We start from the raw sequence: 23407 nt of genomic DNA on the forward strand, positions 1-23407 counted from the left end.
GTACCGCCGCGTCATCGGGTACCTGTCCGGCTTCACGTAGCGGTTCAGTCGCCGAATTCGCCGGTCGTCCGACGGAGCCCGGCGGCTGGACCGACGCGCGATGCGTGAAGTGACGTGATGGTCACAAGGCGCATCCTGCCGGGTGATATTGGGCAGATAACTCGGTCGCATCAACCCTGACATCAGGAGCGTCAAGGCCGTGACCACCTCACCCGTGACACCTGCCCCTGTCCCGACCGCCCCCGGCGGGCTCCCGCTGATCGGGCACGCCCATCATCTGGCACGGGCCCCGCTGCCGTTCATCACCTCGCTTCGCGGCCAGGGCAGCGTCGTCCGCATACGTCTGGGCCCGACCCCGGCATACGTGGTCACCGACCCTGTGCTCACCCGCACCGTACTGGTCACCGAGGCGGCGCACTTCGCGAAGGGCGGAAAGGTCTTCGACGTCCTGAGGGGTGTCTTCGGCGACGGCCTGGCCACCATCGCCGACGGCGACACCCACCTGCGCAACCGCCGCCTGATGCAGCCCATGTTCAACAAGGCCCATATCACCACCCGCGGCAACGCCATGATCGACCAAGTCAGGCCCATGGTCGGTGCATGGCAAGAGGATCAACTCCGCGACGTGTTCGCGGACATGAACGACGTCACGCTCGCCGCCTTCCTCGTCGCTCTCTTCGGCATGGATCTACCCGCGAACCTGCAGAGGGAGTTCACCGTCCTCATGCCCGTCATCACGAAGGGGGCGATCCGGCAGATCCTCCTGCCCCCCTGGGTGACCCGGCTCCCGCTGCCCGCGAACCGCACCTACCTCCGTCGGGTCGCCCGGTTGCGCGCCCTCATCGACCAGGCCATCGACCATCACTCCACCCGGTCGGCGGGCCCACCCCCCCGCCATCGCCCACGATCCGGCCGAAGCTGCAGGATGCCCCCACAAGGCCGCCGCCGGCAACGAAGAGACCGGGTTGTTCGAAACGCTGTCGGCAGCCGGGGATCAGTTCACCCGCAGGCAGCTCCAGGATGAAGCCATCACCCTGATGAACGCGGCGATCGAGACCACGGCCACCACCCTCGCCTGGACCTTGTACGAGCTCACCCGACACCCCGAGATCGAACAGCGTCTGCGCGCCGAACTCGCCGCCGTCTGCAACGGCCGGCCCTTGCGCCAGGAAGACCTCGACCGGCTCCCGTATGTTCGGCAGGTCCTACAGGAAGCCGTCCGCAAGTACGGGCCGGCCTGGATGGTGACCCGAACCGCCACCCGGGACCTCGACCTCGGCGGACACCACATCCCGCAGGGCGCCGACATCGTGTGGAGCCCCTACCTCCACCAGAACGACCCCGCCCACTTCCCCGAACCGGCCACCTTCGACCCCGACCGCTGGCCCCCCGATCGCGTACCCACAACCCGCGATTCCCTCTTCGCCTTCGGAGACGGCCGCCGCAAGTGCATCGGAGAGAACTTCGCCTGGACCGAAATGCAGATCATCCTGGCGACCATCCTGCAGACCTGGCCCCGTCTCCGCCTCGGCTCCCGCCCTCCCCGCCCTCAGACGGCCATCACCGTCAAGCCGGACAAACTGGCCATTGCCTTCGGAACCTCTTGATCGCCAGTCGCTCACCCGACCCACCGGCCACAAGGGTGATCACATCACTCGGCAGCGTCCGCGACGTGCTCGCCGGCGCCGGCCCCCAGGACAGGGCGGACGTCTACCAGGACCTTGGACCAGCTCACCTACCACCCCGGAAACAGCTTGTGCGAGCCAGGGCATTGAGGCTGCCCTGGCTCGCACAAGTTGGGGTTTCATTGGTGTCCGAGGGGGGACTTGAACCCCCACGCCCGATAAAGGGCACTAGCACCTCAAGCTAGCGCGTCTGCCATTCCGCCACCCGGACCAGGTGTCTGCCGCCTGACCGGGGGTGTTCCCCGCGGCGACATGGACAACAATACCAAGCTTTCGGAGTGCCTTTCACCTGCGTTTCCGTCGACATACCCGCAGGTGGGCGCCGTCTCACCGTGCGTACCGGGGCCGCTACCGATCGGGCAGCAGCGCACGCAGAGCCCGGACGAGGGTCGCGGCCGTCGCGTCGTCCAGCGGTGCGAGGAAGCGGCGCTCGGCGGCCCGCCGCGCCTCCTCCGCGCGCCCCATCCGCTCACGCCCGGCCTCGGTCAGCTCCACGATGTTGCGCCGCCGGTCCTGCGGGCTGCGCCGGCGCTCGACCAGCCCGCGCCGCTCCAGCCCGTCCACGAGCGCGACCATCGTCGTCCGGTCCACCCCCATCCGCCCCGCCACCTCGATCTGCGACAGCGGCTCGGGCCCGGCGAGCGCCACCAGCACCGCCAGGTCATGCCCGTCCATGCCATAGGGCGCGAGAGCCTCGGCCGATGTCCGCGCCAGCTCGGCCTGGACGTGCTTGAGCAGATAGCCCAGCCGGGATTCGAGGGGGTCACTGACCATGCGAGAGACGATATCGCGAATTGATCGTCAGCAAGACTGACGATCTAATACGCTGACGGTCATGACGACGACCGTGCGTTTCGGAATCAAGACCACGCCCATGCATGTCCCCTACAGCGACATCCGCCGCGTCTGGCAGGAGGCCGACGCCGTACCCGAGATCTCCGACGCCTGGCTCTGGGACCACCTGCTGCCCGTGGCGGGGCCGAAGGGCGGAGCCGTGCACGAGGGCTGGACGCTGCTCGCCGCACTGGCCGCGCAGACCGGGCGGCTGCGCCTCGGGCTGCTGGTGACCAGCAACCGGATCCGGCCGCCCGCGCTCCTCGGCAAGATGGCGTCCACGGTGGACGTGGTCTCGGACGGGCGGCTGGTCCTGGGTCTGGGCGTGGGCGGGACACACCAGCCGCCCGGGGCCGGCGGGATCCCCGGGGAGAACCCGGCGGTCGCGGAGTACGACGCGTACGGCCTCACCCTCGTGCCGCCGGCCGAGGGAATCGCCCGGCTGGAGGAGACGGTGCGGATCCTGAGACTGATGTGGACCCGGGACGTCTTCGACTTCGAGGGCGAGTACTACCGGCTCACGGGGACGCGCAACGAACCCAAGCCGGTGCAGCGCCCGGGGCCCCCGCTGCTGATCGGCGGCTGGGGCACCCGCCTGCTGCGGCTGGTCGCCGAGCACGCCGACGCCTGGAACGTGCCGGGGCCGCCGCACAACACCGTGGAGTTCGTCGCCGAGCGGGCCAGGGTGCTGGACGCGCACTGCGCCGAACTGGGCCGGGATCCGGCGGAGATCATCCGTTCGGTCCAGGTCCTGGTGTCGTACGACGACCCGGCGGCGACCCGTGCCACGGTCACCGCCCTGGTACGCGCCGGGATGAACCACATCGTGCTGAGCCTGCCACGCCCCTATCCGCAGGGCGTTGCCCGACGGCTCGCCGAGGAGGTGATCGCCCCCGTGCTAGCCGTCACGGCATGAGCTGGTACTCCGGGAAGTTCCCCGGCAGCCGCTCCCCCGCCGGCCCCTGGGTCACCGCCCGCACCAGCAGCTCCCCGCCGACGAAGGCGCCCCGCCAGGACGCGCCGAAGCCGCCGAAGAGCTCGTCGCGGTCGCCGCGAGACCGTGGCCTGCCGTGGCCGATCTTGAAGGCGCGGATCTGCGGGGCCAGGCGCGCGAAGGTGGCCTCGTCGTCGGTGGAGAGGGTGGCGACCAGTGCACCGTTGGAGGCGTTCATGGCGGCCAGCAGTTCGGCCTCGGTGTCGACCAGGACGATCGTGTCGACCGGGCCGAAGGGTTCCGCGTGGTGGAGCGGTGAGGAGGGGGGAGGGTTGAGGAGGGTGACGGGGTGGACGTACGACGACGTGTCCTGGCCGGGCAGGAAGCGCGCGTCGGCCGGGCTGCCGCGGTGCAGCGGGACGGCGCCCCGGTCGACGGCCTCGGCCACCTGGTCGGTCAGGTCCTTGGCCTTCGCCGCGTTGATCAACGGGCCGAAGTCCAGCTCGGGCGGCGGGTCGGCGGGGTCGGCGACGGCGAGGGGGTGGCCGATCCGGAGCCGGCGCACCGCCGGGAGGTAGACCGTGAGGAACTCGTCGAACAGCTCGCGCTGGACGACGAAGCGCGGATAGGCGGTGCAGCGCTGTTTGCCGTAGTCGAAGAGCTTGGGGACGACGGCGGTGAACGCGGCCCAGTCGGTGAAGTCCCAGATGCCCCAGGTGTTGAGTCCCTCCTGTTCGAGTACGTGCCGCTTGCCGAGGTCGGTGACGGCCGTGGCCACCGCCGCCCCCGTGTCCCGGCCGCCGACGAAGGAGACGCAGCCGATCTCGGGCGCCCGCACAAGCGCCTCCGACAGCTCGCCCCCGCTGCCGCTGAGCAGTGTCACCGGCAGGCCCTCGCGGGCGGCCAGCGCGCAGGCCAGGGTGAGACAGGCGACCCCGCCGTCGGTCGGCGTCTTCGCCACCACCGCGTTGCCCGCCAGGGCCTGGACCAGTACCGCGTGAACGAGCACGCTCATCGGGTAGTTCCAGCTGGCGATGTTGGACACCGGCCCGTCCAGCGGACCGCGCCCGGCGAGCATCGGCCCGATCCCGTCGACGTACCAGCGCACCCCGTCGATCGCGCGGTCCACGTCCGCCTGGGCCAGCCGCCAGGGTTTGCCGATCTCCCAGACGAGCAGCAGGGCGAGGAGTTCGCGGTGTTCCGTCAGGGCGTCCAGGGTGGCCGCCACCCTGGCCCGGCGTTCCTCCAGCGGTATGTGGCGCCAGGCGCGGTGCTGGTCGAGGCAGGCGCGGACGGCCCTGCGCGCGGTGGCGCGGTCGAGGCGGGGCGCGCCGGCGATCGGGCTGCCGTCGACGGGACTGGTGGCCGGCAGCGGGCGGCCGTCGGGCTGCCAGCCGGCGGCCCAGAGGTTGAGGACACGGTCGTCGCGGAAGGCTTCGGGGGCGAGGTCGACACAGCGCGCCCAGGCGTCGTGCCAGCCGGTGCCGGGCTTCTGGACCAGAGGGGCCGAAGGAGCCGGAGAGTCGAGGGCCATCGCTCAGCTCCCTTCCGGCTGACGGGTGTCGAGCAGCTCCAGGACCAGCCCCGCGGTCTCGGTCGGCGTGCTCCCCACCCGCACCCCGGCCGCCTCCAGCGCCTCCCGCTTGGCCCGCGCGGTGCCGGCCGAACCGGAGACGATGGCGCCCGCGTGGCCCATGGTGCGGCCCTCGGGCGCGGTGAACCCGGCGATGTAGCCGACGACGGGCTTGGTGACGTGGTCCCGGACGTAGGCGGCGGCCCGCTCCTCCGCGTCGCCGCCGATCTCCCCGATGAGGACGACGAGTTCGGTGTCGGGGTCCTCCTCGAAGGCGGCCAGGCAGTCGATGTGGCTGGTCCCGACGACGGGGTCGCCGCCGATGCCCACGCAGGTGGAGAACCCGATGTCCCGCAGCTCGTACATGAGTTGGTAGGTCAGCGTGCCCGACTTGGAGACGAGGCCGATACGGCCGGGCTTGGTGATGTCGGCGGGGATGATGCCGGCGTTGGACTGGCCGGGCGTGATCAGGCCGGGGCAGTTGGGCCCGATGATCCGGGTGCCGGTCCGCCTGGCGTACGACGTGAAGGCCACCGAGTCGTGGACCGGGATGCCCTCGGTGATCACCACCGCGAGGCCGATGCCGGCGTCGGCCGCCTCCAGCACCGCGGCCCTGGCGAAGGCGGGCGGCACGAAGACGACGGTGACGTCGGCGCCGGTCGCCGCCATGCCCTCGGCGACCGTGCCGAAGACCGGGACGGCAATGGGGGTACCTCCCAGGCCGTTCAGGCACTGGGGGACGTCGAAGTCGACGGTACGGCCGGCCTTGCGCGGGTTGACCCCGCCGACGACGTCGGTCCCGGCGGCGAGCATCCGCCGGGTGTGCTTCATGCCCTCGCCGCCGGTCATGCCCTGGACGAGGACCTTGCTCTCCTTGGTGAGGTAGATCGCCATGACAGGACTCCTCAGGCGGTGGCGGCGAGTTCGGCGGCGCGGCGGGCGGCGCCGTCCATGGTGGTGGCCTGTTCGACCAGGGGGTGCGCGCGGCCGTCGAGGATCGCCCGGCCGCGGGCCGCGTTGTTGCCGTCGAGGCGGACCACCAGCGGTCTGGTCAGCCGGACGGTCTCCAGGGCCTGGACGATGCCGTCGGCGACCGCGTCGCACGCGGTGATCCCGCCGAAGACGTTGACGAAGACCGACTTCACCGACGGGTCGGAGAGGATCACCGACAGTCCGTCGGCCATGATCCGGGCGGATGCCCCGCCGCCGATGTCCAGGAAGTTGGCGGGCCGTGCGCCGCAGCCGGCCACCACGTCCAGGGTGGACATCACCAGGCCCGCGCCGTTGCCGATGATGCCGACCTCGCCGTCGAGCTTGACGTAGTTGAGTCCCTTCGCGGCGGCCGTCGCCTCCAGCGGGTCGTGGTACTCACCCGCCTCCGCGCCCCAACGGGCCTGCCTGAAGCGGGCGTTGCCGTCGAGGGTGACCTTGCCGTCGAGCGCCAGGATCCGTCCCTCCGTGGTGCGCACGAGCGGGTTCACCTCGACGAGCAGCGCGTCCTCGCGGACCAGTACCTGCCAGAGCCGTACCAGGACGTCGACGGTCTGCGGCGGCAGTCCGGCGGCCGCGGCGATCTCCTGGGCCTTGGCGGAGGTGACGCCGGCCGCGGGGTCGACGGGCACCCGTGCCACCGCCTCCGGCCGGGTGGCGGCCACCTCCTCGATCTCCGTGCCGCCCTCGGCGGAGGCGATCGCGAGGAAGCCGCCGGCCGCCCGGTCGAGGACGTAGGAGACGTAGAACTCGCTGTCGACGTCCACGGGTTGGGCGAGCATCACCTTGCCGACCGGGTGCCCCTTGATGTCCATGCCGAGGATCTGACGTGCCGTGAGTTCCGCCGCGGCCGGGTCGGCGGCGAGCTTCACGCCGCCCGCCTTGCCCCGGCCGCCGGTCTTCACCTGTGCTTTCACGACGACCCTGCCGCCGAGCCGGCGGGCGATCTCCCGGGCCTCCTTGGGCGAGTCGGTGACCTCGGCCCTCGGCACCACGATGCCGTGATCTTCGAAGAGTTCCCTTGCCTGGTGTTCGTACAGGTCCATTTCGGCTCCCGTCTTGAAAGTGCCGCACGCCCCCTGGACACCACCCACCGGATGCGGGATAACAAGGTTCATACAGTATTCGTCGACTGTATGCAATGTACCGCGAGAGCCTTCCAACCCCCTACGAAGGGACAGGACTTCGCCATGCCCGACGACACCCAGGACGTGATTTCCGGTGGTCATCTCGTTGCCAAGGCGCTGAAGGCCGAGGGGGTCGACCGCATCTACACGCTGTGCGGCGGCCACATCATCGACATCTACGACGGCTGCGTCGACGAGGGCATAGAAGTCGTCGACGTTCGCCACGAGCAGGTGGCAGCGCACGCCGCCGACGGCTACGCGCGCATCACCGGCAGGCCGGGCTGCGCGGTAGTCACCGCCGGGCCGGGTACGACCGACGCCGTCACAGGGGTCGCCAACGCCTTCCGCGCGGAGTCCCCGATGCTGCTGATCGGCGGCCAGGGGGCGCTCACCCAGCACAAGATGGGGTCCCTGCAGGACCTGCCGCACGTCGACATGATGACGCCGATCACCAAGTTCGCGGCGGCCGTCCCGGACACCGCCCGCGCCGCCGACATGGTCTCCATGGCGTTCCGCGAGTGCTACCACGGCGCGCCCGGCCCCTCGTTCCTGGAGATACCCCGCGACGTCCTCGACGCCAAGGTCCCGGCCGCACAGGCCCGCATCCCCAAGGCCGGCGCCTACCGGGCCTCGACCCGGTCGGCCGGCGACCCCGAGGCGATCGAGAAGCTCGCCGACCTGCTCGTGCACGCGGAGAAGCCGGCCATCCTGCTCGGCAGCCAGGTCTGGACGACCCGCGGCACAGCGGACGCCATCGAGCTGGTACGGACCCTCAACATCCCGGCGTACATGAACGGCGCGGGACGCGGCACCCTGCCGCCCGGCGACCCGCACCACTTCCAGCTCTCCCGCCGGTACGCGTTCTCCAACGCCGACGTCATCGTGATCGTCGGCACGCCCTTCGACTTCCGCATGGGCTACGGCAAGCGCCTCTCCCCCACCGCGACCGTCGTCCAGATCGACCTCGACTACCGCACGGTCGGCAAGAACCGGGACATCGACCTCGGGATCGTCGGGGACGCGGGGCTCGTCCTGAAGTCCGTGACCGAGGCCGCTTCCGGACGCGTCGACGGCGGAGCCTCCAAGCGCAAGGAGTGGCTCGACGAGCTGCGCGCCGCCGAGCAGACCGCGCTGGAGAAGCGGCTGCCGAGCCTCACGTCGAACGCCTCGCCCATCCACCCGTACCGCCTGGTCAGCGAGATCAACGACTTCCTCACCGAGGACTCGATCTACATCGGCGACGGCGGCGACATCGTCACCTTCTCCGGGCAGGTCGTGCAGCCCAAGTCACCGGGCCACTGGATGGACCCGGGCCCGCTCGGCACCCTCGGTGTCGGCGTCCCCTTCGTGCTCGCCGCCAAGCAGGCCCGCCCCGACAAGGAGGTGGTCGCCCTCTTCGGCGCCGGCGCCTTCTCGCTCACCGGCTGGGACTTCGAGACCCTGGTCCGCTACGACCTCCCCTTCGTCGGGATCGTCGGCAACAACTCCTCGATGAACCAGATCCGTTACGGCCAGGCCGCCAAGTACGGCAAGGAGCGCGAGCGGGTCGGCAACACCCTCGGCGACGTCCACTACGACAAGTTCGCCCAGATGCTGGGCGGTTACGGCGAGGAGGTCCGCGACCCCGCGGACATCGGCCCCGCGCTGCGCCGGGCCCGCGAGTCGGGCAGGCCGTCGCTGATCAACGTCTGGGTCGACCCGGACGCGTACGCCCCCGGAACCATGAACCAGACCATGTACAAGTGAGGTGGAACGCCCATGACCGCCAAGGCACTTGAGGGCATTCGCGTCCTCGACATGACCCACGTCCAGTCGGGACCCTCCGCCACCCAGCTTCTCGCCTGGCTCGGCGCGGACGTGGTCAAGCTGGAGGCGCCGACCGGTGACATCACGCGCAAGCAGCTGCGCGACCTCCCGGACGTCGACTCCCTCTACTTCACGATGCTCAACTGCAACAAGCGGAGCATCACCCTCAACACCAAGACCGAGCGCGGCAAGGAACTCCTGACCGAGCTGATCCGGCGCTCGGACGTGATGGTGGAGAACTTCGGTCCCGGCGCGGTCGACCGGATGGGGTTCACCTGGGACCGCATCAAGGAGATCAACCCCAGGATCGTCTACGCCTCCATCAAGGGGTTCGGGGACGGCCCGTACACCGGCTTCAAGGCGTACGAGGTGGTCGCCCAGGCGATGGGCGGGTCGATGGCCACCACCGGCTTCGAGGACGGGCCGCCGCTGGCCACGGGCGCGCAGATCGGTGACTCCGGCACCGGAGTGCATACAGTAGCCGGAATACTGGCGGCACTCTTCCAGCGGGAGCGCACCGGCCGCGGCCAGCGCGTCAACGTCGCCATGCAGCACGCCGTGCTCAACCTCTGCCGGGTCAAGCTCCGCGACCAGCAGCGGCTCACCCACGGCCGGCTCGCCGAGTACCCCAACGAGGACTTCGGCGACGAGGTGCCCCGCTCCGGCAACGCCTCCGGCGGCGGCCAGCCCGGCTGGGCGGTCAAGTGCGCGCCGGGCGGCCCGAACGACTACGTGTACGTCATCGTGCAGCCCGTCGGCTGGCAGCCGATCACCCGGCTGATCGGCCGGCCCGAGCTCGCGGACGACCCCGAGTGGGCGACCCCGGAGTCCCGCCTGCCCAAGCTCAACAAGATGTTCCAGCTGATCGAGGAATGGTCCTCGACGCTCCCCAAGTGGGAGGTACTGGAGAAGCTCAACGCGCACAACATCCCGTGCGGGCCGATCCTCTCCACCAAGGAGATCATCGAGGACGAGTCGCTGGTCGCCAACGAGATGGTGGTCACCGTCCCGCACCCCGAGCGCGGCGAGTTCGTCACCGTCGGCAGCCCGCTCAAGCTCTCCGACTCCCCTGTCGACGTCACCAGCTCGCCGCTGCTCGGCGAGCACAACGAAGCGGTCTACATCGGCGAACTCGGTCTCGGCGACGAGGAGTTGCGCCTGCTCAAGTCGGACGGGGTGATCTGAGATGATGGCAGAGGACCGGGAGCTGCGGGTCCGCGAGCTCCTCGACTCCGTGCACGCGGCGGGCCGTACGGCGCTCACCGCGCCGGAAGGCAAGGTGGTCGCCGACGCGTACGGGATCGCCGTACCGGGCGAGGAGCTGGCCACCGACGTCGACGAGGCGGTGGCGTACGCGGCACGCTTCGGCGGACCGGTCGTCATGAAGATCGTGTCGCCGGACATCCTGCACAAGACCGACGCGGGCGGGGTCGTCGTCGGGGTGGCGGGCGCGGCGGACGTGCGGGCGGCCTTCCACCGGATCGTCGGGAACGCGAAGGCCTACGACGCCGGTGCGCGCATCGAGGGCGTCCAGGTCCAGGAGTTGCTGCCGAAGGGCACGGAGGTGATCGTCGGCGCGGTCACCGACCCGACCTTCGGCAAGGTCGTCGCCTTCGGCCTCGGCGGGGTGCTGGTCGAGGTGCTGAAGGACGTGACCTTCCGGCTCGCGCCGGTCACCGCCGACGAGGCGCTGTCGATGCTCGACTCCATCGAGGCGGCCGAGGTGCTGCGCGGGGTGCGCGGGCAGGCCGGGGTGGACCGGTGGGCGGTCGCCGAGCAGATCCGCCGGGTCTCCCAACTGGTCGCGGACTTCCCGGAGATCGCCGAGGTGGACCTCAACCCGGTGATCGCGACCGCGGAGGGCGCGGTCGCCGCGGACATCAGGATCATCCTGGCCGAGAAGCAGCCTGTGGCGCGCAGGAAGTACTCGCGCGAGGAGATCCTCACCTCCATGCGCCGACTGATGCAGCCCCGCTCCGTCGCCGTGATCGGTGCCTCCAACGAGCAGGGCAAGATCGGCAACTCGGTGATGCGCAACCTCGTGGACGGCGGCTTCGCCGGGGAGATCCATCCGGTGAACCCCAAGGCCGATGACATTCTGGGCCGCAAGGCGTACAAGAGTGTCACGGACGTTCCCGGTGAGGTGGATGTGGCCGTCTTCGCCATTCCAGCGAAGTTCGTGGCAGCCGCGCTGGAGGAGGTGGGACGGAAGAAGATCCCCAACGCCGTCCTGATCCCGTCCGGTTTCGCGGAGACCGGCGAGGACGAGCTCCAGGCGGAGATCGTCGCCATCGGCGAGCGCCACGGCATCCGCCTCCTCGGCCCGAACATCTACGGCTACTACTCCACCTGGCAGGACCTGTGCGCCACGTTCTGCACGCCGTACGACGTGAAGGGCGGCGTGGCCCTGACGTCCCAGTCGGGCGGGATCGGCATGGCGATCCTCGGCTTCGCGCGCACCACCAAGACGGGGGTGTCGGCGATCGTCGGCCTCGGCAACAAGTCGGACCTGGACGAGGACGACCTGCTGACCTGGTTCGGTGAGGACCCGCACACCGAGTGCATCGCGATGCACCTGGAGGACCTGAAGGACGGCCGCGCCTTCGTGGAGGCCGCGCGGGCGACCGTACCGAGGAAGCCGGTCGTGGTCCTCAAGGCGGGCCGTACCGCGGCCGGCGCCAGGGCGGCAGGTTCGCACACCGGCGCGCTCGCGGGCGACGACGCGGTGTACGACGACATCCTGCGTCAGGCGGGCGTCATCCGGGCGCCGGGCCTCAACGACATGCTGGAGTACGCGCGCGGACTGCCGGTGCTGCCGCCCCCGCAGGGCGACAACGTCGTGATCATCACCGGCGCGGGCGGCAGCGGTGTCCTGCTGTCCGACGCGATCACGGACAACGGACTGACCCTGATGGAGATCCCGCCGGACCTGGACGAGGCGTTCCGCCGCTTCATCCCGCCCTTCGGCGCCGCCGGCAACCCGGTGGACATCACGGGCGGCGAGCCGCCGTCGACGTACGAGGCGACGATCCGGCTGGGGCTCGAGGACCCGCGCATCCACGCGCTCGTCCTCGGTTACTGGCACACCATCGTCACCCCGCCGATGGTGTTCGCGGAGCTGACCGCGCGAGTGGTCGCGGAGTTCCGGGAGCGGGGCATCGAGAAGCCGGTCGTCGCCTCGCTCGCGGGGGACGTCGAGGTCGAGGAGGCCTGCCAGTACCTGTACGAGCGGGGGGTCGTGGCCTACCCGTACACGACCGAACGGCCGGTGGCCGTGCTCGGCGCCAAGTACCGCTGGGCGCGGGCGGCGGGGCTGCTGGGGGACCGACTGTCGGGGGGCGGGTCATGACGTGACCGAGGAAGGGGCCGGTCGGCGGAGCGCGTCCCCGGCCGGCCCCGGGACCCGTGCGCGCACGAAAGGCATTGGACAGGGGGCGCTGGCCAGAACTTTCGACGCAAGGGGTGCTGAGCGAACATGTCATCCATCGATCTACCGACATCCGTCCCCTTCAGGGAGGTGACGGACCGCAACGGCCGCAGGTACCGGATCGGCGAGACCGACGTCGATCTCATGGGCCGGACACGGAAATGGATGGTCGTCCTGCCCTGGGTGGGCATGATGGGCATCAGCTCCGCCGAGTACGCGTTCACGTCGGCGGAGGACACGCTGCACGAGGCGCACCTGTGGAGCAGCGGGCACATCTTCTGGCTGATGGGCGTCTGGGTGTTCTTCCAGGCGGCCGTGGCCTTCCCGGCCGGGCAACTGCGGGAGAGCGGACGGCTCCCCGCGCGTACCGCCATGCTGCTCGGCGCGGTGGGCACGCTGCTCGGCTACCTGTCGCTGGCGTTCGCACCGAACGTGGTCGTCGCCTACCTCGGCTTCGGCATGTGCAGCGGTATCGGCGCCGGCCTCGTCTACGCGACCTGCGTGAACATGGTCGGCAAGTGGTATCCGGAGCGCAAGGGCGGCAAGACGGGCTTCGTGAACGGCGGTTTCGCCTACGGATCCGTGCCCTTCGTCTTCCTCTTCACCTCGGTGCTCGACCTGAGCAACTACAGGGTCGTCCTCTCCGCGGTCGGTATCGGGCTGTGCCTGGTGGTGGCGTCGGCCGGCTGGTTCTTCAAGGACCCGCCGAAGAACTGGTGGCCGCCGCACGTCGATCCGCTGAAGGCGACCCAGGACCCCAAGATACGGCGGGCGTTGGAGAAGAACCCGCCGGCGATCAAGCAGTACACCCCCAAGGAGGCCGCCCGTACGCCCGTCCTGTGGATGATGTGGTTCTGTCTGCTCTGCACGGCCGGGATCAATATCTTCGGAATCGCCTTCCAGGTGCCGTTCGGCAAGGACATGGGGTTCGCGGGCGGGATCGTCGCCACGGCCATGTCCCTGAAGGCGATCGTCAACGGTACCGGGCGCGGCGTCATCGGCTGGATCTCCGACCGGTACGGCCGCCGCAACACGCTCATCATCGTGTGCATCGTGCTCGGCACCGCGCAGTTCGGCGTGCTGGTCTCCGGCCAGATGCACAGCATGCCGTTCTTCCTGTTCTGCTCCATGGTCTCCGGGTTCGGCGGCGGGGCGATCTTCCCGCTCTTCGCGGCCATGACGGCGGACTACTTCGGTGAGAACAACAACGCCACCAACTACGGAATGGTCTACAGCTCCAAGCTGATCTCCGGCCTGGTGGGCTCCGGTCTGGGCGCGGTCGTCGTCGGTGAGTGGGACTACCACGGCGCGTTCGTGCTCGCGGGCTCCGTCGGCCTGGCCTCCGCAGTGCTGGCCCTCTTCCTCAAGGCACCGGGCAGGCCCAACGCCCGGCGCATCGTCCCCAACCCGCATCCGCTCGGCGAGGAGATGGCGTGACATGTCGGCAGACCCTGTAGCCACGAACAGCACCGGTGCCGGACACCGCCCGTACCGCGAGGTCACGGACGCCCGCGGCCGCGTCTACCGGATCGGCGAGACCGACCGGGACATCCTCGGCCACTCCCGCAACATCATGGTGTACCTCCCCTGGATCGCCATGATGGCCATCAGCGTCTTCGAGTACGCGTACGGCTCCGCGGAGGACACCCTGTCCCACGCGCACGGCTGGACGCAGTCCAACACCTTCTGGATCCTGAGCGTCTGGGTGTTCTTCCAGGCCGGCATCGCCTTCCCGGCGGGCTGGCTGCGCGAGAAGGGCATCCTCACGGCCCGCCGGGCGATGTACACCGGCTCCGTGATGTGCCTGATCGGCTTCCTGGCCCTCTCCCACATCAGCGAGATCTGGCTGGCGATCATCGGCTTCGGCGTGATCGGCGGCCTCGGCTCCGGCCTCGTCTACGCGACCTGCATCAACATGGTCGGCAAGTGGTTCCCGAACGCCGGGGCGCCCGCACGGGTTTCGTGAACGGCGGCTTCGCCTACGGCTCGCTCCCCTTCATCTTCATCTTCAACTACGCCTTCGACACGGCGAACTACCACCGAGTCCTGGACCTCATCGGCGCCTACGTGATGGTCGTGGTCCTCGTCACCGCGTTCTTCTTCAAGGACCCGCCGAAGAACTGGTGGCCGGCCGACGTCGACCCGCTCACCCACTCGGCCGGCACCCGGACCGCCACGGCTCTCGTCAAGAACCCGCCCGCGGTACGCCAGTTCACCCCCAAGGAGGCGATCCGCACCGGCATGCTCCCCCTGATGTGGATCTCCATCGTCATGACGGCCGGCGTCTCGATCTTCGGTATCTCCTTCCAGGTGGACTTCGCGAAGGACGTCGGCTTCGGCCCCCTGGTCGCGGCCTCGTCCATGGGCGTGATGGCGGTCATCAACGGCATAGGCCGCGGGGTGGTCGGCTGGCTCTCCGACCGCCTCGGCCGCAAGCCGACCCTCGTCTTCGTCATCGTCGTCCTCGGCCTCGCCCAGTTCGGGGTGATCTGGGCCGGTGACATCAAGAGCGAGTGGCTGTTCCTGTTCTTCGCCTTCCTCTCCGGCTTCGGCGGCGGCGCCTTCTACCCGCTCTTCGCCGCCCTCACCCCGGACTACTTCGGCGAGAACTACAACGCCACCAACTACGGCCTCGTCTACAGCGGCAAACTCATCAGCGGCCTCTTCGGCGGCGGCCTCGGCTCCATGGTCGTCGGCGCCTGGGGCTACAACGGCGCGTACGCCCTGGCGGGCGGGGTCTCGATGGTGGCGGCGGGGGTGGCGCTGCTGTTGCGGCAGCCGGGGCGGGGGACGAGGGCGAAGGTGGGCGTGGTACAACCACAGACGGCGACCTGACCGTCGGCATGCTGGGTCCCGGACCAGGGGCCGGGACTCAGCCGCTCCCGTACCAGGGACGGTCCCCTCCGCCTTCCCGGACAACACCGTGGCCGGTCCGGAGGGCGGCGGACCAACGCACAGACTGGATCAGCGGAACCTGACCCACCAGCGAGGCCCGGGATTCTGACCTTCTGCCTGGCGACAACGGCTGGTGGTCCGTGTCAGCTCCGAGGGTTGAGGGCGCGTCTGGCCGAACTGATGAGGTTGTGGGCATCAGAGCCGTAGACGGCGGACTCGCGCAGGGTGCGCCAAGTGCGCAGGTAGGTGTCGACGCTGACTTCGTCATCGATCCAGAGTTCGGCGTGCCAGTTCTCCACGATTACCTGGCGGTCGTCGTACATCCAGAAGGCGGTGGCCGGAGGGATCTTCAGCGACGCGGACAGAGGGACGATGCCCAGCTCGACGGTGTCCAGGCCGACAGCCCCTGAGAGGCGATCCAGTTGGGCGGCCAAGACCGACGGCGGACAGATCAGAGCATGGAGGGCGGACTCCCACAGGATGAGGTGAAACCGCTTCGACGAGTCGTACAGGGCTTCCTGCCGCTTCATGCGGGAGCGCACGGCCTCCTCGGTGTCGCGCGGCGACCGCTGTAGCTCCGCGTACCGGGTGAAGATTGACCGGGCGTAGTCCGGTGTCTGCAGAATGCCGAAGATCATGGAGGACTCCCAACCCCGGAACACCGACGCGTCGGCGTGCGCGCCCAGGTGGGTGTCCTGGACCGGCTTGTGCCCGGAAGCCAGCTGCCGCCGCCACGAACGGATGTGTGACTCGAACCCTCGGAGCCTGGCCAGCAGCTCGCCATACGCACCGGGCTGGCCGCACGCCTCGGCCCACTTCCTGAGGTCGTCGGCCGTGGGAGTCTGTCTGCCGTTCTCCAGCCTGCTGACCTTCGACTTGTTCCAGCCGTACCTCCCAGCGAGCTGCTCACCGGTGAGCCGGCACCCGGGGCTGGAGAACCTGAGTTCGCGCAACCGCATGCCCAGGGCCTCACGAGCCTGCTGGTAGTCCGTGCTCACCGGTCAACAACCTGCCTTACTCCTTCGCGGTCAGCTGCGCCGCGAACTGGTCGTACGGGACGGCGAGGTGCATGGCCGCGTCCCGTGCCTGGACATACCGCAGGACCGCTGCGGGCTCGGTGATCAGCTCGACGTTCAGCAGGTTGTCGGCGGCGTCAAAGTTCAGGCGGGCAACCAGCCGCGAGTCGAACAGCCAGAAGTCCTCGGCGGGCAGGGCGAGCCGGTCGGCGTCCTGTCGCCACAGGTTGAAGATCCGCTCACCGACGGCGCTGTTACGGCGGGCGTTGTCGAGCAGGTAGAGCTGACCGGCCGTTGGCGGGCTGTCGATGACGCGGACGCGTTCGAACCGCTTGCCCAGCGCCGTCTGTTCCCGGCGTTCGGCGCACCATGCGGCGTCGACTCCGTCCCAGTTCACAGGTTCACCACGGGTGAACTGCGCATAGGTGCCGGTGGTCTCGTCGGAGGCGTACCGGCGCCGCGTCTCCAGCCGCCAGGCCGTGTGCTTGAACTGGGTGAAGAGCCGGTCGAACTCGTCCAGGCCGATGATGTCCGGCACCCGGGTGACCTCCTTCGGGCCGAAGTCAACGAGCAGTTCACGCGGTACGACGATGGGCACCTCGCCCTCGTTCAGGTGCCGGAGCTGGTCGATGTCGTCGGGGTCGGTGAGAGCCGGGCCGTGCACGATGACCTCACCCGAGTCGAGATCTTCATGCACGGCGGGGCACCCGTTGACGCCGCTGCCCGTGCCATTGAAGCGCAGTCGACGCGCCATGATCAGTTCCTTTCGTCAGGGGACTGAGTTACCAAGCCTCCCTGAGTCCGGCGGCTTCCCGACCGGGTTCCGTCGGCCGTTATCAGCAACCTTCCGCAACCCGAGGGAGTCGTCAAGCAACTTCGCGCAACTTGCGTAGCGATCAGCGGTGGCCGGTTCCTAGCTTCGGGTTCATGGCACAGAAGAAAGTGCAGGACGTCACCTACACTCAAGCGGCGGTCGAGGAAGTGAGAGCCGCCCTGGACCGCGTGGGGATCGTGTTCCCCTCACTGAGGCTCGACCCGGCCTCACCCGGGTTGCAGCTGGTTGAGCTGGGGCGGGTGCGCGCGGACGTTGCCGTCCGCCTGGCCAGGGCACTCCGTTCGGGGATTCGCGAGTGACCGCCGAGGAGGTCGAACCGCCAGCCGGCACCCTGGTCATCGACACGGCCAGAGACCAGCTCGGCTATGTCATGGGCCACGAGGGTCCGTACGTCCAGCTGCGGCCGGTGGCCGGAGGGCGTGAGTGGGACGCCGACCCCGCTCACGTCCGGCGCGCCACGGACGAAGAGCGGCTGCGCGCCGTGGCCGAACGGACCCGCGCCATGAACTCGTTCAGCAGTGGCGGGTACTTCCGGTGACTGCACCGACCGACGACACCTCGACCATGTCCGCGGAATGCGCCCTCGCCCATCAGCCCGGTTACGCGAAGCTGCACCAGGACTGCCGCCAGACCAGGGACGTCCCTCTCCCCCACGGCCGGGGCATCCTCCTGATACCCCGCTGCACCTGCTCACACCACCGCTACACGCCCGGCAGGTGACGCCCCCTCACCAACGCCCTGACCAGCCGCTGAGCCTCACCCCAACTCGACCGGGGTGGGGCTTAGTTGCGTCTTGACCAAGATCACGCCGGTATGCGCTATGCTCGAAGTGTTCAGGGGTCGCAATGGCCTACTGATCCCCATCGAGGAAACCCGGCGCAACGCCGGTTCCTCTGCCCACGCACTCGTAGACTTGCGGGGTCTCTTTAGGGGAGACCCGATGCACGCCAAGTCTCAGCGAGAAGACGTAGGCACACCCGTTAACTGCCACAAGGGCTGACGGCTTCGTCAGTCACCCGAGAACATTTGCGCTTTCGTGCGTCAGCACAGGTGTCTCGGTCCGAACCGAAGGGTTCGGATCGAGGCTGCCTGCGCACCCGATCCGACCCATGACAGGGAAGGTAAGGATCGGTGGACGGCACCGCCATCACCATCATCATTCTCGCCATCGCTGGCGTGGTCACCGTGCTGATCTACGTCCTGAAGGGCGTGCTCGATCAGCTCCCCGACCTCTTCGAGTCCGCACGTCGGGCGCGGGAGGCATGGGAACAGCTGACCAAGAAGAACGACCAGGTCCCACAGCCGGACGAGACCGAGGAGCAGCCGCCCCCGGTGACCGTCCCCCCGGCGGATGATCAGGAGCCGCCCGCTGCCGCATAGCCCGTGCGGGGCCTCCCGCCTCAACGGGCGGGAGACCTCGTCACAGGGCGTCGATCACAAGGCGCAGGAACGCGTTCAGCCACGTCTTTGACGGGACGTCGTGCATGTCGATCAGGTCTGCCGACTTCCGGATGTGACGGTGCAGGGCGTCGTGACCCTGCGCCTTGAAATCCTTCAACAATCGCAGGTAGTCCTTGTCGGTCTTCGTCCACTCCTGCGGCGGATTACTGGCGACCTGCTCGAAGGTCTTCTGACCGAACGCGGGCGCCGTGTGGTCGAGGATCGCCCGGATCAGCGCGTGGCAGGCGTACGGGTTGTCGAGCGCGAAGTTGCTGTTTAGCTCACGCGCGAGCTGGACCAGCTTGGTCACGTCCCACTGGGAGCTGGCGTTCTTGTCCTCCAACTCCTTGATCAACGCATCCTTGACGTAGACCGGCGTTGGGGGTTGCGGATCAGAGACGGGCTGAGCCTCTGGGGCAGAGTTACCCGTGACCGAGGTGGGCAGCGGGCGAACAATACGTGGTTGAGAAAAGATACGGCTGGGAACCTGCAGCGGCTCGACATCAGTCCTCGCCGGTTGCAACATTAGCGTATTCAGCAGGCCTACATACGACTTCACATCGTGCAACCGGCGTAACGGTAGATGTCACGGCTCAGTTCTCGAATCCACTCGCCATCCTCGTTCCACTTCGAGCCGCCCCACGTGGGGGGCTCATGGTTCAGGATCTCGGGCAAACGAACCATGAAATTGCCACTGACCCCAGGCAGCTCCTGCCTGATCCTCTTGGCCGTGTAGGTGGCCCGTACGACCTTGTCTGGCTCCAGACGCACCCCGCGGTGGAACTCGACCAGTTTCCGAAGGACAGCGAGAAACGGGTCCGCCATCGCGGGTAGGAGAACTGGAAGATGAAGCGCAGCTGCGACAGTCAGCGTCGGCTTCTCTTCGTCCTGGATATGGCCGACGCTGGGGTACCAGGCCAGACCATAGGACACCCCCATACCTGGCGGGGGTCCCACCCGAGGTAGGGACCGGATCAGCTCGTCGGCGTCCAGACCATCGCGACTGAGCTTCTCCCGGACGTAGTGCCACACTGGCCACTCCCTCGTCCGAGTAAAGGGTTCCACCATCGTGGCGAGCAGTCTGGACTGGTGGGGGTTGAGTGGGGCAAGCAAATTGGTCAACGGTCATCCGATCACAAGTGCCACGAAGGTGACGAACATCGTACTGACGGCGACTGACAGTCGGCCCCGGCTTTTCGGGCTGCTCCGGGCTCCGACGGACCCCAGGAGAGCCTGAGAGCGCCTGGGCCCCTCGGGGCGGCTAGGCACGCGTGAACCCCGGGGAGGGTCCTCCGGGGCTCACAGGGGGTCAGGCGGCCAGGCGGCCAGGCTGATCGTGAAGGGGATCGAGGAAGAAGCGGTACCCCCCGCAATAGGACCGGGCAGGCCAATGACCAGCGGCTCGTCGGTCTGTTCAACGCGGGATGCGCAGCGCCGCGGCAGCGTCGACCATGCGATCCCGAACAACCGCCATGTGGTGGGGAACCGCCATCGAGGCACCGGACCCCGCGCTCCTGGCCCGCTTCTACGCGGGGCTGCTGGAGTGGCCGATCGCGCACGAGGAGCTGGGGACTGCTGTCGTCGCCCCGCCCCAGGGGGCCGTGTACCTCGTCTTCCAGGAGGCCGCCGGATATCGGCCGCCCACCTGGCCGCCGGTCGACGGTGAGCAGCGCACGATGATGCACCTCGACTTCCAGGTGGCCGGCCTGGACGCCACGGTGGCCGAGGTCGTCGGCCTGGGGGCGGTACTCGCGCCGGATCAGCCGCAGGACAACGTGCGCGTGCTGTTCGATCCCACCGGTCATCCCTTCTGCCTGTGCCGGGACGACGGGCAGGCGCGGGATGCGCGAAATTCGTACGCGTGGACCGAGCAGGGTCCCGTAGATTCCCGTCGGAGGCCCGCCCGAGGTGCTCCGCATTTGGGGGCATCCATGACCGTCGAGTCGATACCGGTGAAGTCGGCGCCAAGGTCGCTGGCGTGGGACGGTGACGAACTGGTCTCCGCAACCGGGGGTGGGCGGCGCTGGGGCCCCGACGGGGTGGAGCGGACGGCGCCCTTCGCGTGGAGCTTTCCGTTCGACGCCGGGACCGCCTCGGCCTCGGGGCGTTACTCCGCGGTGTACCAGGAGCGTGGTACCAAGGCGGTGCTGCTCGGAGGCGAACGGACCGTGCGGGAGCTGAACCGCAGCTACTACCACGCGCCGAACTACGACTACCCGCTCGCCCTGGGCGCGTTGGGCGACGGACGTGAGGTCGTCGTGCACTGCCCCGACGAATACAACGTCCTCCAGATCGAGGATGCGGCGAGCGGCGAGCGGCTGACCGCCGGCGGGCGTGAGCCGGAGGACGTCTTCCACTCCAGGCTGAGCCTGAGCCCGGACGGCCGCTACCTGCTCTCGGTCGGCTGGGTCTGGCAGCCCTTCGGGATGGCCCTGGTCTACGACACCGCGCTCGCGCTCAGCGACCCCGGCACCCTGGACGGCGAGGGTCTGTTGCCGATATCGGCGGTCATGAGCGCCGAGGTGACGGCAGGCTGCTGGCTCGACACCGACCGGCTGGTCCTGGCGACGGGGGCCGAGGAGTGGGACGAGGAGGAGGCCGCCGGGCTGCCCCCGCGCCACCTCGGGGTGTGGTCGGTGTCAGAGGGCCGCTGGCTCCACCGCAGCCCCGTCGCCGATGTCGACCCGGGTGTCCTGCTGCTGCCCCGTGGCGACCAGGTGATCTCGTTCCTGGGCCACCCGCGGCTGCTCGACCCGGCCACCGGGCGGATCGTCGCGGAGTGGCCCGAGGTCGCCGTGCCCGTCAAGCCGACCTGCTTCGGCTACCGGCGCGTTCCCACCCCCGTCGCCGCCCTCCACCCCGACGGCACCCGGCTGGCCGTCGCGACGGCGGAGAGCATCGCTCTCATCACGCTGCCGTGAACCGCCCGGCCGGGGCAGACGCGCTCCGCACCGTCACCCGGCTCAGGCCTGTGCCCGCTCGTGGTACGACCGCCGGGTGTGCTCCGTGTGTTCGCGCATCAGAGTCGTCGCCAGCTGCTCGTCCCGTGAACTGATCGCCGCGATCAGTTCACGGTGTTCGATCCAGGACTGGTGGCCGCGCTGCCGGGCCACCGGCGTGTAGTACCAGCGGACCCGGCGGTCGACCTGGGCGGCGAGTTCGGCGAGGACCGTGTTGCCGGCCAGGTCCATGATCTTGGCGTGGAACGCGGCGTTCAGGGCGACGGCTGCGTCCACGTCGTCCGCGGCGACGGCCTTCTCGCCCTCGGCGCAGAGGGATTCGAGGGCGGCCACGCCCGCACTGCCCGCGCCGGCCGCCGCCAGCCGCGCCGCTTCCGCCTCCAACAGGGTGCGCACCGTGAGGAGTTGGTCGGCCTCCGCCTCCGTCGGCTCGTGGACGAACGCGCCCTGTGCGGGACGCAGGTCCACCCAGCCCTCGGTGTTCAGTCGCTGGAGCGCCTCGCGCACCGGCTGCCGGGAGACGCCGAGGTGGCCGGCGAGTTCGCTCTCGACGAGGTGCTGACCGGGCTGGAGGGCACGGGTGGTGATGAGTTCCAGCAGCGCCTCGTACACGCGGTCGCGGAGCGGTCCGGGGCGTTCGAGCTTGGGCACCGCGCCCTGCGGCAGTCCGGCTGACAACATCGGGTCCCCCTTCGGCAGACACCCGTTACGAGCGGAGACTCAGTATCGATTGTCTTTCGTCTACAGTCTACGGCGCACAGGTGCCCGTGGGAGGGGGAGTCGACCACGTCCACACCGCGGAACGCGCTCTCACGGACACCGCACGACCTGACCCGCGTAGGACAGGTTGCCGCCGAAGCCGAAGAGCAGGACCGGGTCGCCGCCCGACACCCGGCCTTGTTCGACCAGCTTGGAGAGGGCGAGCGGGATGCTCGCGGCCGACGTGTTCCCCGATTCGGTGACATCACGGGCGACGACCGCGTTGACCGCACCGATCTTCGCCGCGAGCGGCTCGATGATCCGCAGGTTGGCCTGGTGCAGGACGACGGCCGCCAGGTCGGCGGGGGCGATCCCGGCCTTCTCGCAGGCGCGCCGGGCGATGGGCGGCAGCTGGGTGGTGGCCCAGCGGTAGACGCTCTGCCCCTCCTGCGCGAACCGGGGCGGGGTGCCCTCGATCCGTACGGCATGGCTCATCTCGGGGACGGAACCCCACAGGACCGGTCCGATCCCGGCCTCCTGGCCCGGTCCGCACGCCTCGACCACGGCCGCACCCGCCCCGTCGCCGACCAGGACGCACGTCGTACGGTCGGTCCAGTCCGTCACCTCGGACATCTTGTCGGCGCCGATGACGAGCGCCCGGGTGGCCGCGCCGGCCCGGACGGCGTGGTCGGCGGTGGCGAGCGCGTGAGTGAAACCGGCGCACACGACGTTGACGTCCATCGCGGCGGGCTGCGGGATGCCGAGCCGCGCGGCGACGCGCGCGGCCATGTTCGGGGAGCGGTCGATCGCGGTGGAGGTGGCGACCAGGACCAGGTCGACGTCCGCGGGGGTGAGGCCGGCCGCGGCGAGGGCCTTGGCCGCGGCGTGCGCGGCCAGCTCGTCGACGGGTTCGTCGGGGCCCGCGATGTGCCGGGTGTTGATGCCCACCCGGCTGCGGATCCACTCGTCACTGGTGTCGACCATGCCCGCCAGGTCCTCGTTGGTGAGTACCCTGGCGGGCTGGTAGTGGCCGACGGCGGCGATGCGCGAGCCGTTCATGGGTGGTGGAGCCCCCTCGTTGCCTCGGTCTGGGTCCACCAGTCTGTTCAGTGACTCACGGGTACGACGGCATGTGAGGCCACAGGAAACGGGCGCACGAGTTGTCGGCTTCTTGCAGACCCTCGGA

The 23407-nt window shown here is 69.3% G+C and carries 22 protein-coding genes, 1 tRNA gene and 1 pseudogene; 13 read left to right on the forward strand and 11 right to left on the reverse strand.

The genetic code is table 11. The features are described 5' to 3' along the window. Positions 1-199 precede the first annotated feature (199 nt). Positions 200-1024, forward strand: coding sequence for a cytochrome P450 (locus JF597_RS15025; protein WP_293994325.1), 825 nt, complete (start codon positions 200-202; stop codon positions 1022-1024). A 13-nt stretch (positions 1025-1037) separates the two neighbouring features. Then, the gene (locus tag JF597_RS15030; RefSeq protein ID WP_293994327.1) at positions 1038-1607 is read left to right on the forward strand and encodes a cytochrome P450; all 570 of its coding nucleotides are present in this window, start codon (positions 1038-1040) and stop codon (positions 1605-1607) included. Between the two features lie 201 nt (positions 1608-1808). On the opposite strand, the gene JF597_RS15035 is transcribed toward JF597_RS15030, so the two are convergent. Next, positions 1809-1896, reverse strand: a tRNA-Leu gene (locus JF597_RS15035). Positions 1897-2033: 137 nt separating this feature from the next. Then, positions 2034-2459, reverse strand: a complete 426-nt coding sequence (locus tag JF597_RS15040; RefSeq protein ID WP_293994329.1) for a MarR family winged helix-turn-helix transcriptional regulator — start codon at positions 2457-2459, stop codon at positions 2034-2036. 61 nt (positions 2460-2520) lie between these two features. Here JF597_RS15040 and JF597_RS15045 point away from each other — a divergent pair, with 61 nt between their 5' ends. Continuing rightward, positions 2521-3435, forward strand: a complete 915-nt coding sequence (locus JF597_RS15045; protein ID WP_293994331.1) for an LLM class flavin-dependent oxidoreductase — start codon at positions 2521-2523, stop codon at positions 3433-3435. Here the strand turns inward: JF597_RS15045 and JF597_RS15050 are convergent. From JF597_RS15050 to sucC, 3 genes are read right to left on the reverse strand one after another with little or no spacing between them, the layout of a single operon-like run. Beyond that, positions 3425-4987: an aldehyde dehydrogenase family protein gene (locus JF597_RS15050; protein ID WP_293994334.1), complete on the reverse strand. Its 1563-nt coding sequence runs from the start codon at positions 4985-4987 to the stop codon at positions 3425-3427. The genes JF597_RS15045 and JF597_RS15050 overlap by 11 nt on opposite strands. Before the next feature lie 3 nt (positions 4988-4990). After that, on the reverse strand, positions 4991-5920 hold the full coding sequence (sucD, locus tag JF597_RS15055; protein WP_293994336.1) for a succinate--CoA ligase subunit alpha: 930 nt from the start codon (positions 5918-5920) through the stop codon (positions 4991-4993). A gap of 11 nt (positions 5921-5931) precedes the next feature. Then, positions 5932-7062, reverse strand: a complete 1131-nt coding sequence (gene sucC, locus JF597_RS15060; RefSeq protein ID WP_293994338.1) for an ADP-forming succinate--CoA ligase subunit beta — start codon at positions 7060-7062, stop codon at positions 5932-5934. A 144-nt stretch (positions 7063-7206) separates the two neighbouring features. On the opposite strand from sucC, the gene JF597_RS15065 reads away from it, so the two are divergent. From JF597_RS15065 to JF597_RS15085, 5 genes and pseudogenes are all read left to right on the forward strand, one after another. Then, complete coding sequence (locus JF597_RS15065) at positions 7207-8889, forward strand: thiamine pyrophosphate-binding protein (RefSeq protein WP_293994340.1); 1683 nt, start codon at positions 7207-7209, stop codon at positions 8887-8889. A gap of 12 nt (positions 8890-8901) precedes the next feature. Continuing rightward, positions 8902-10134, forward strand: a complete 1233-nt coding sequence (frc, locus tag JF597_RS15070; protein ID WP_293994342.1) for a formyl-CoA transferase — start codon at positions 8902-8904, stop codon at positions 10132-10134. A gap of 4 nt (positions 10135-10138) precedes the next feature. Beyond that, positions 10139-12298, forward strand: coding sequence for an acetate--CoA ligase family protein (locus tag JF597_RS15075; RefSeq protein ID WP_293994584.1), 2160 nt, complete (start codon positions 10139-10141; stop codon positions 12296-12298). 126 nt (positions 12299-12424) lie between these two features. Continuing rightward, on the forward strand, positions 12425-13813 hold the full coding sequence (locus tag JF597_RS15080) for an OFA family MFS transporter (RefSeq protein WP_293994344.1): 1389 nt from the start codon (positions 12425-12427) through the stop codon (positions 13811-13813). A gap of 1 nt (position 13814) precedes the next feature. Then, positions 13815-15211: pseudogene (locus JF597_RS15085) on the forward strand (OFA family MFS transporter). A 203-nt stretch (positions 15212-15414) separates the two neighbouring features. Here JF597_RS15085 and JF597_RS15090 read toward each other — a convergent pair. Both JF597_RS15090 and JF597_RS15095 read right to left on the reverse strand, forming a co-directional pair. Continuing rightward, on the reverse strand, positions 15415-16269 hold the full coding sequence (locus JF597_RS15090; protein WP_293994347.1) for a helix-turn-helix transcriptional regulator: 855 nt from the start codon (positions 16267-16269) through the stop codon (positions 15415-15417). Positions 16270-16285: 16 nt separating this feature from the next. Beyond that, complete coding sequence (locus JF597_RS15095; RefSeq protein ID WP_293994349.1) at positions 16286-17041, reverse strand: DUF6879 family protein; 756 nt, start codon at positions 17039-17041, stop codon at positions 16286-16288. 173 nt (positions 17042-17214) lie between these two features. Between JF597_RS15095 and JF597_RS15100 the strand changes: the two genes are divergently transcribed. The 4 genes from JF597_RS15100 (at position 17215) to JF597_RS15115 (ending at position 18502) form a co-directional block, all read left to right on the forward strand. Further along, positions 17215-17421 (forward strand): hypothetical protein, encoded by a 207-nt coding sequence (locus tag JF597_RS15100; RefSeq protein WP_293994351.1) that lies wholly within the window; start codon positions 17215-17217, stop codon positions 17419-17421. Next, positions 17418-17660, forward strand: a complete 243-nt coding sequence (locus JF597_RS15105) for a hypothetical protein (protein WP_293994596.1) — start codon at positions 17418-17420, stop codon at positions 17658-17660. Before JF597_RS15100 ends, JF597_RS15105 begins: the two co-directional genes overlap by 4 nt. Beyond that, complete coding sequence (locus JF597_RS15110) at positions 17657-17842, forward strand: hypothetical protein (RefSeq protein ID WP_293994353.1); 186 nt, start codon at positions 17657-17659, stop codon at positions 17840-17842. Before JF597_RS15105 ends, JF597_RS15110 begins: the two co-directional genes overlap by 4 nt. 411 nt (positions 17843-18253) lie before the next feature. Further along, positions 18254-18502 (forward strand): hypothetical protein, encoded by a 249-nt coding sequence (locus tag JF597_RS15115; protein ID WP_293994355.1) that lies wholly within the window; start codon positions 18254-18256, stop codon positions 18500-18502. A 40-nt stretch (positions 18503-18542) separates the two neighbouring features. Here JF597_RS15115 and JF597_RS15120 read toward each other — a convergent pair whose 3' ends face one another. Together JF597_RS15120 and JF597_RS15125 are read right to left on the reverse strand one after the other, a co-directional pair. Continuing rightward, a complete protein-coding gene (locus tag JF597_RS15120) occupies positions 18543-19130 on the reverse strand; it encodes a hypothetical protein (RefSeq protein ID WP_293994357.1) in 588 nt (195 codons plus the stop codon). Continuing rightward, a complete protein-coding gene (locus tag JF597_RS15125) occupies positions 19118-19495 on the reverse strand; it encodes a hypothetical protein (RefSeq protein WP_293994359.1) in 378 nt (125 codons plus the stop codon). Before JF597_RS15125 ends, JF597_RS15120 begins: the two co-directional genes overlap by 13 nt. A 518-nt stretch (positions 19496-20013) precedes the next feature. Between JF597_RS15125 and JF597_RS15130 the strand changes: the two genes are divergently transcribed. Further along, positions 20014-21483, forward strand: coding sequence for a VOC family protein (locus JF597_RS15130; protein ID WP_293994361.1), 1470 nt, complete (start codon positions 20014-20016; stop codon positions 21481-21483). Between the two features lie 42 nt (positions 21484-21525). Here the strand turns inward: JF597_RS15130 and JF597_RS15135 are convergent, their stop codons facing one another. Both JF597_RS15135 and JF597_RS15140 read right to left on the reverse strand, forming a co-directional pair. Then, the gene (locus JF597_RS15135; RefSeq protein ID WP_293994364.1) at positions 21526-22203 is read right to left on the reverse strand and encodes a GntR family transcriptional regulator; all 678 of its coding nucleotides are present in this window, start codon (positions 22201-22203) and stop codon (positions 21526-21528) included. Positions 22204-22332: 129 nt separating this feature from the next. Then, on the reverse strand, positions 22333-23280 hold the full coding sequence (locus JF597_RS15140) for a beta-ketoacyl-ACP synthase III (protein ID WP_293994366.1): 948 nt from the start codon (positions 23278-23280) through the stop codon (positions 22333-22335). Between the last annotated feature and the right edge of the window lie 127 nt (positions 23281-23407).

Source organism: Streptomyces sp., from assembly GCF_019510245.1.
Lineage (GTDB): Bacteria > Actinomycetota > Actinomycetes > Streptomycetales > Streptomycetaceae > Streptomyces.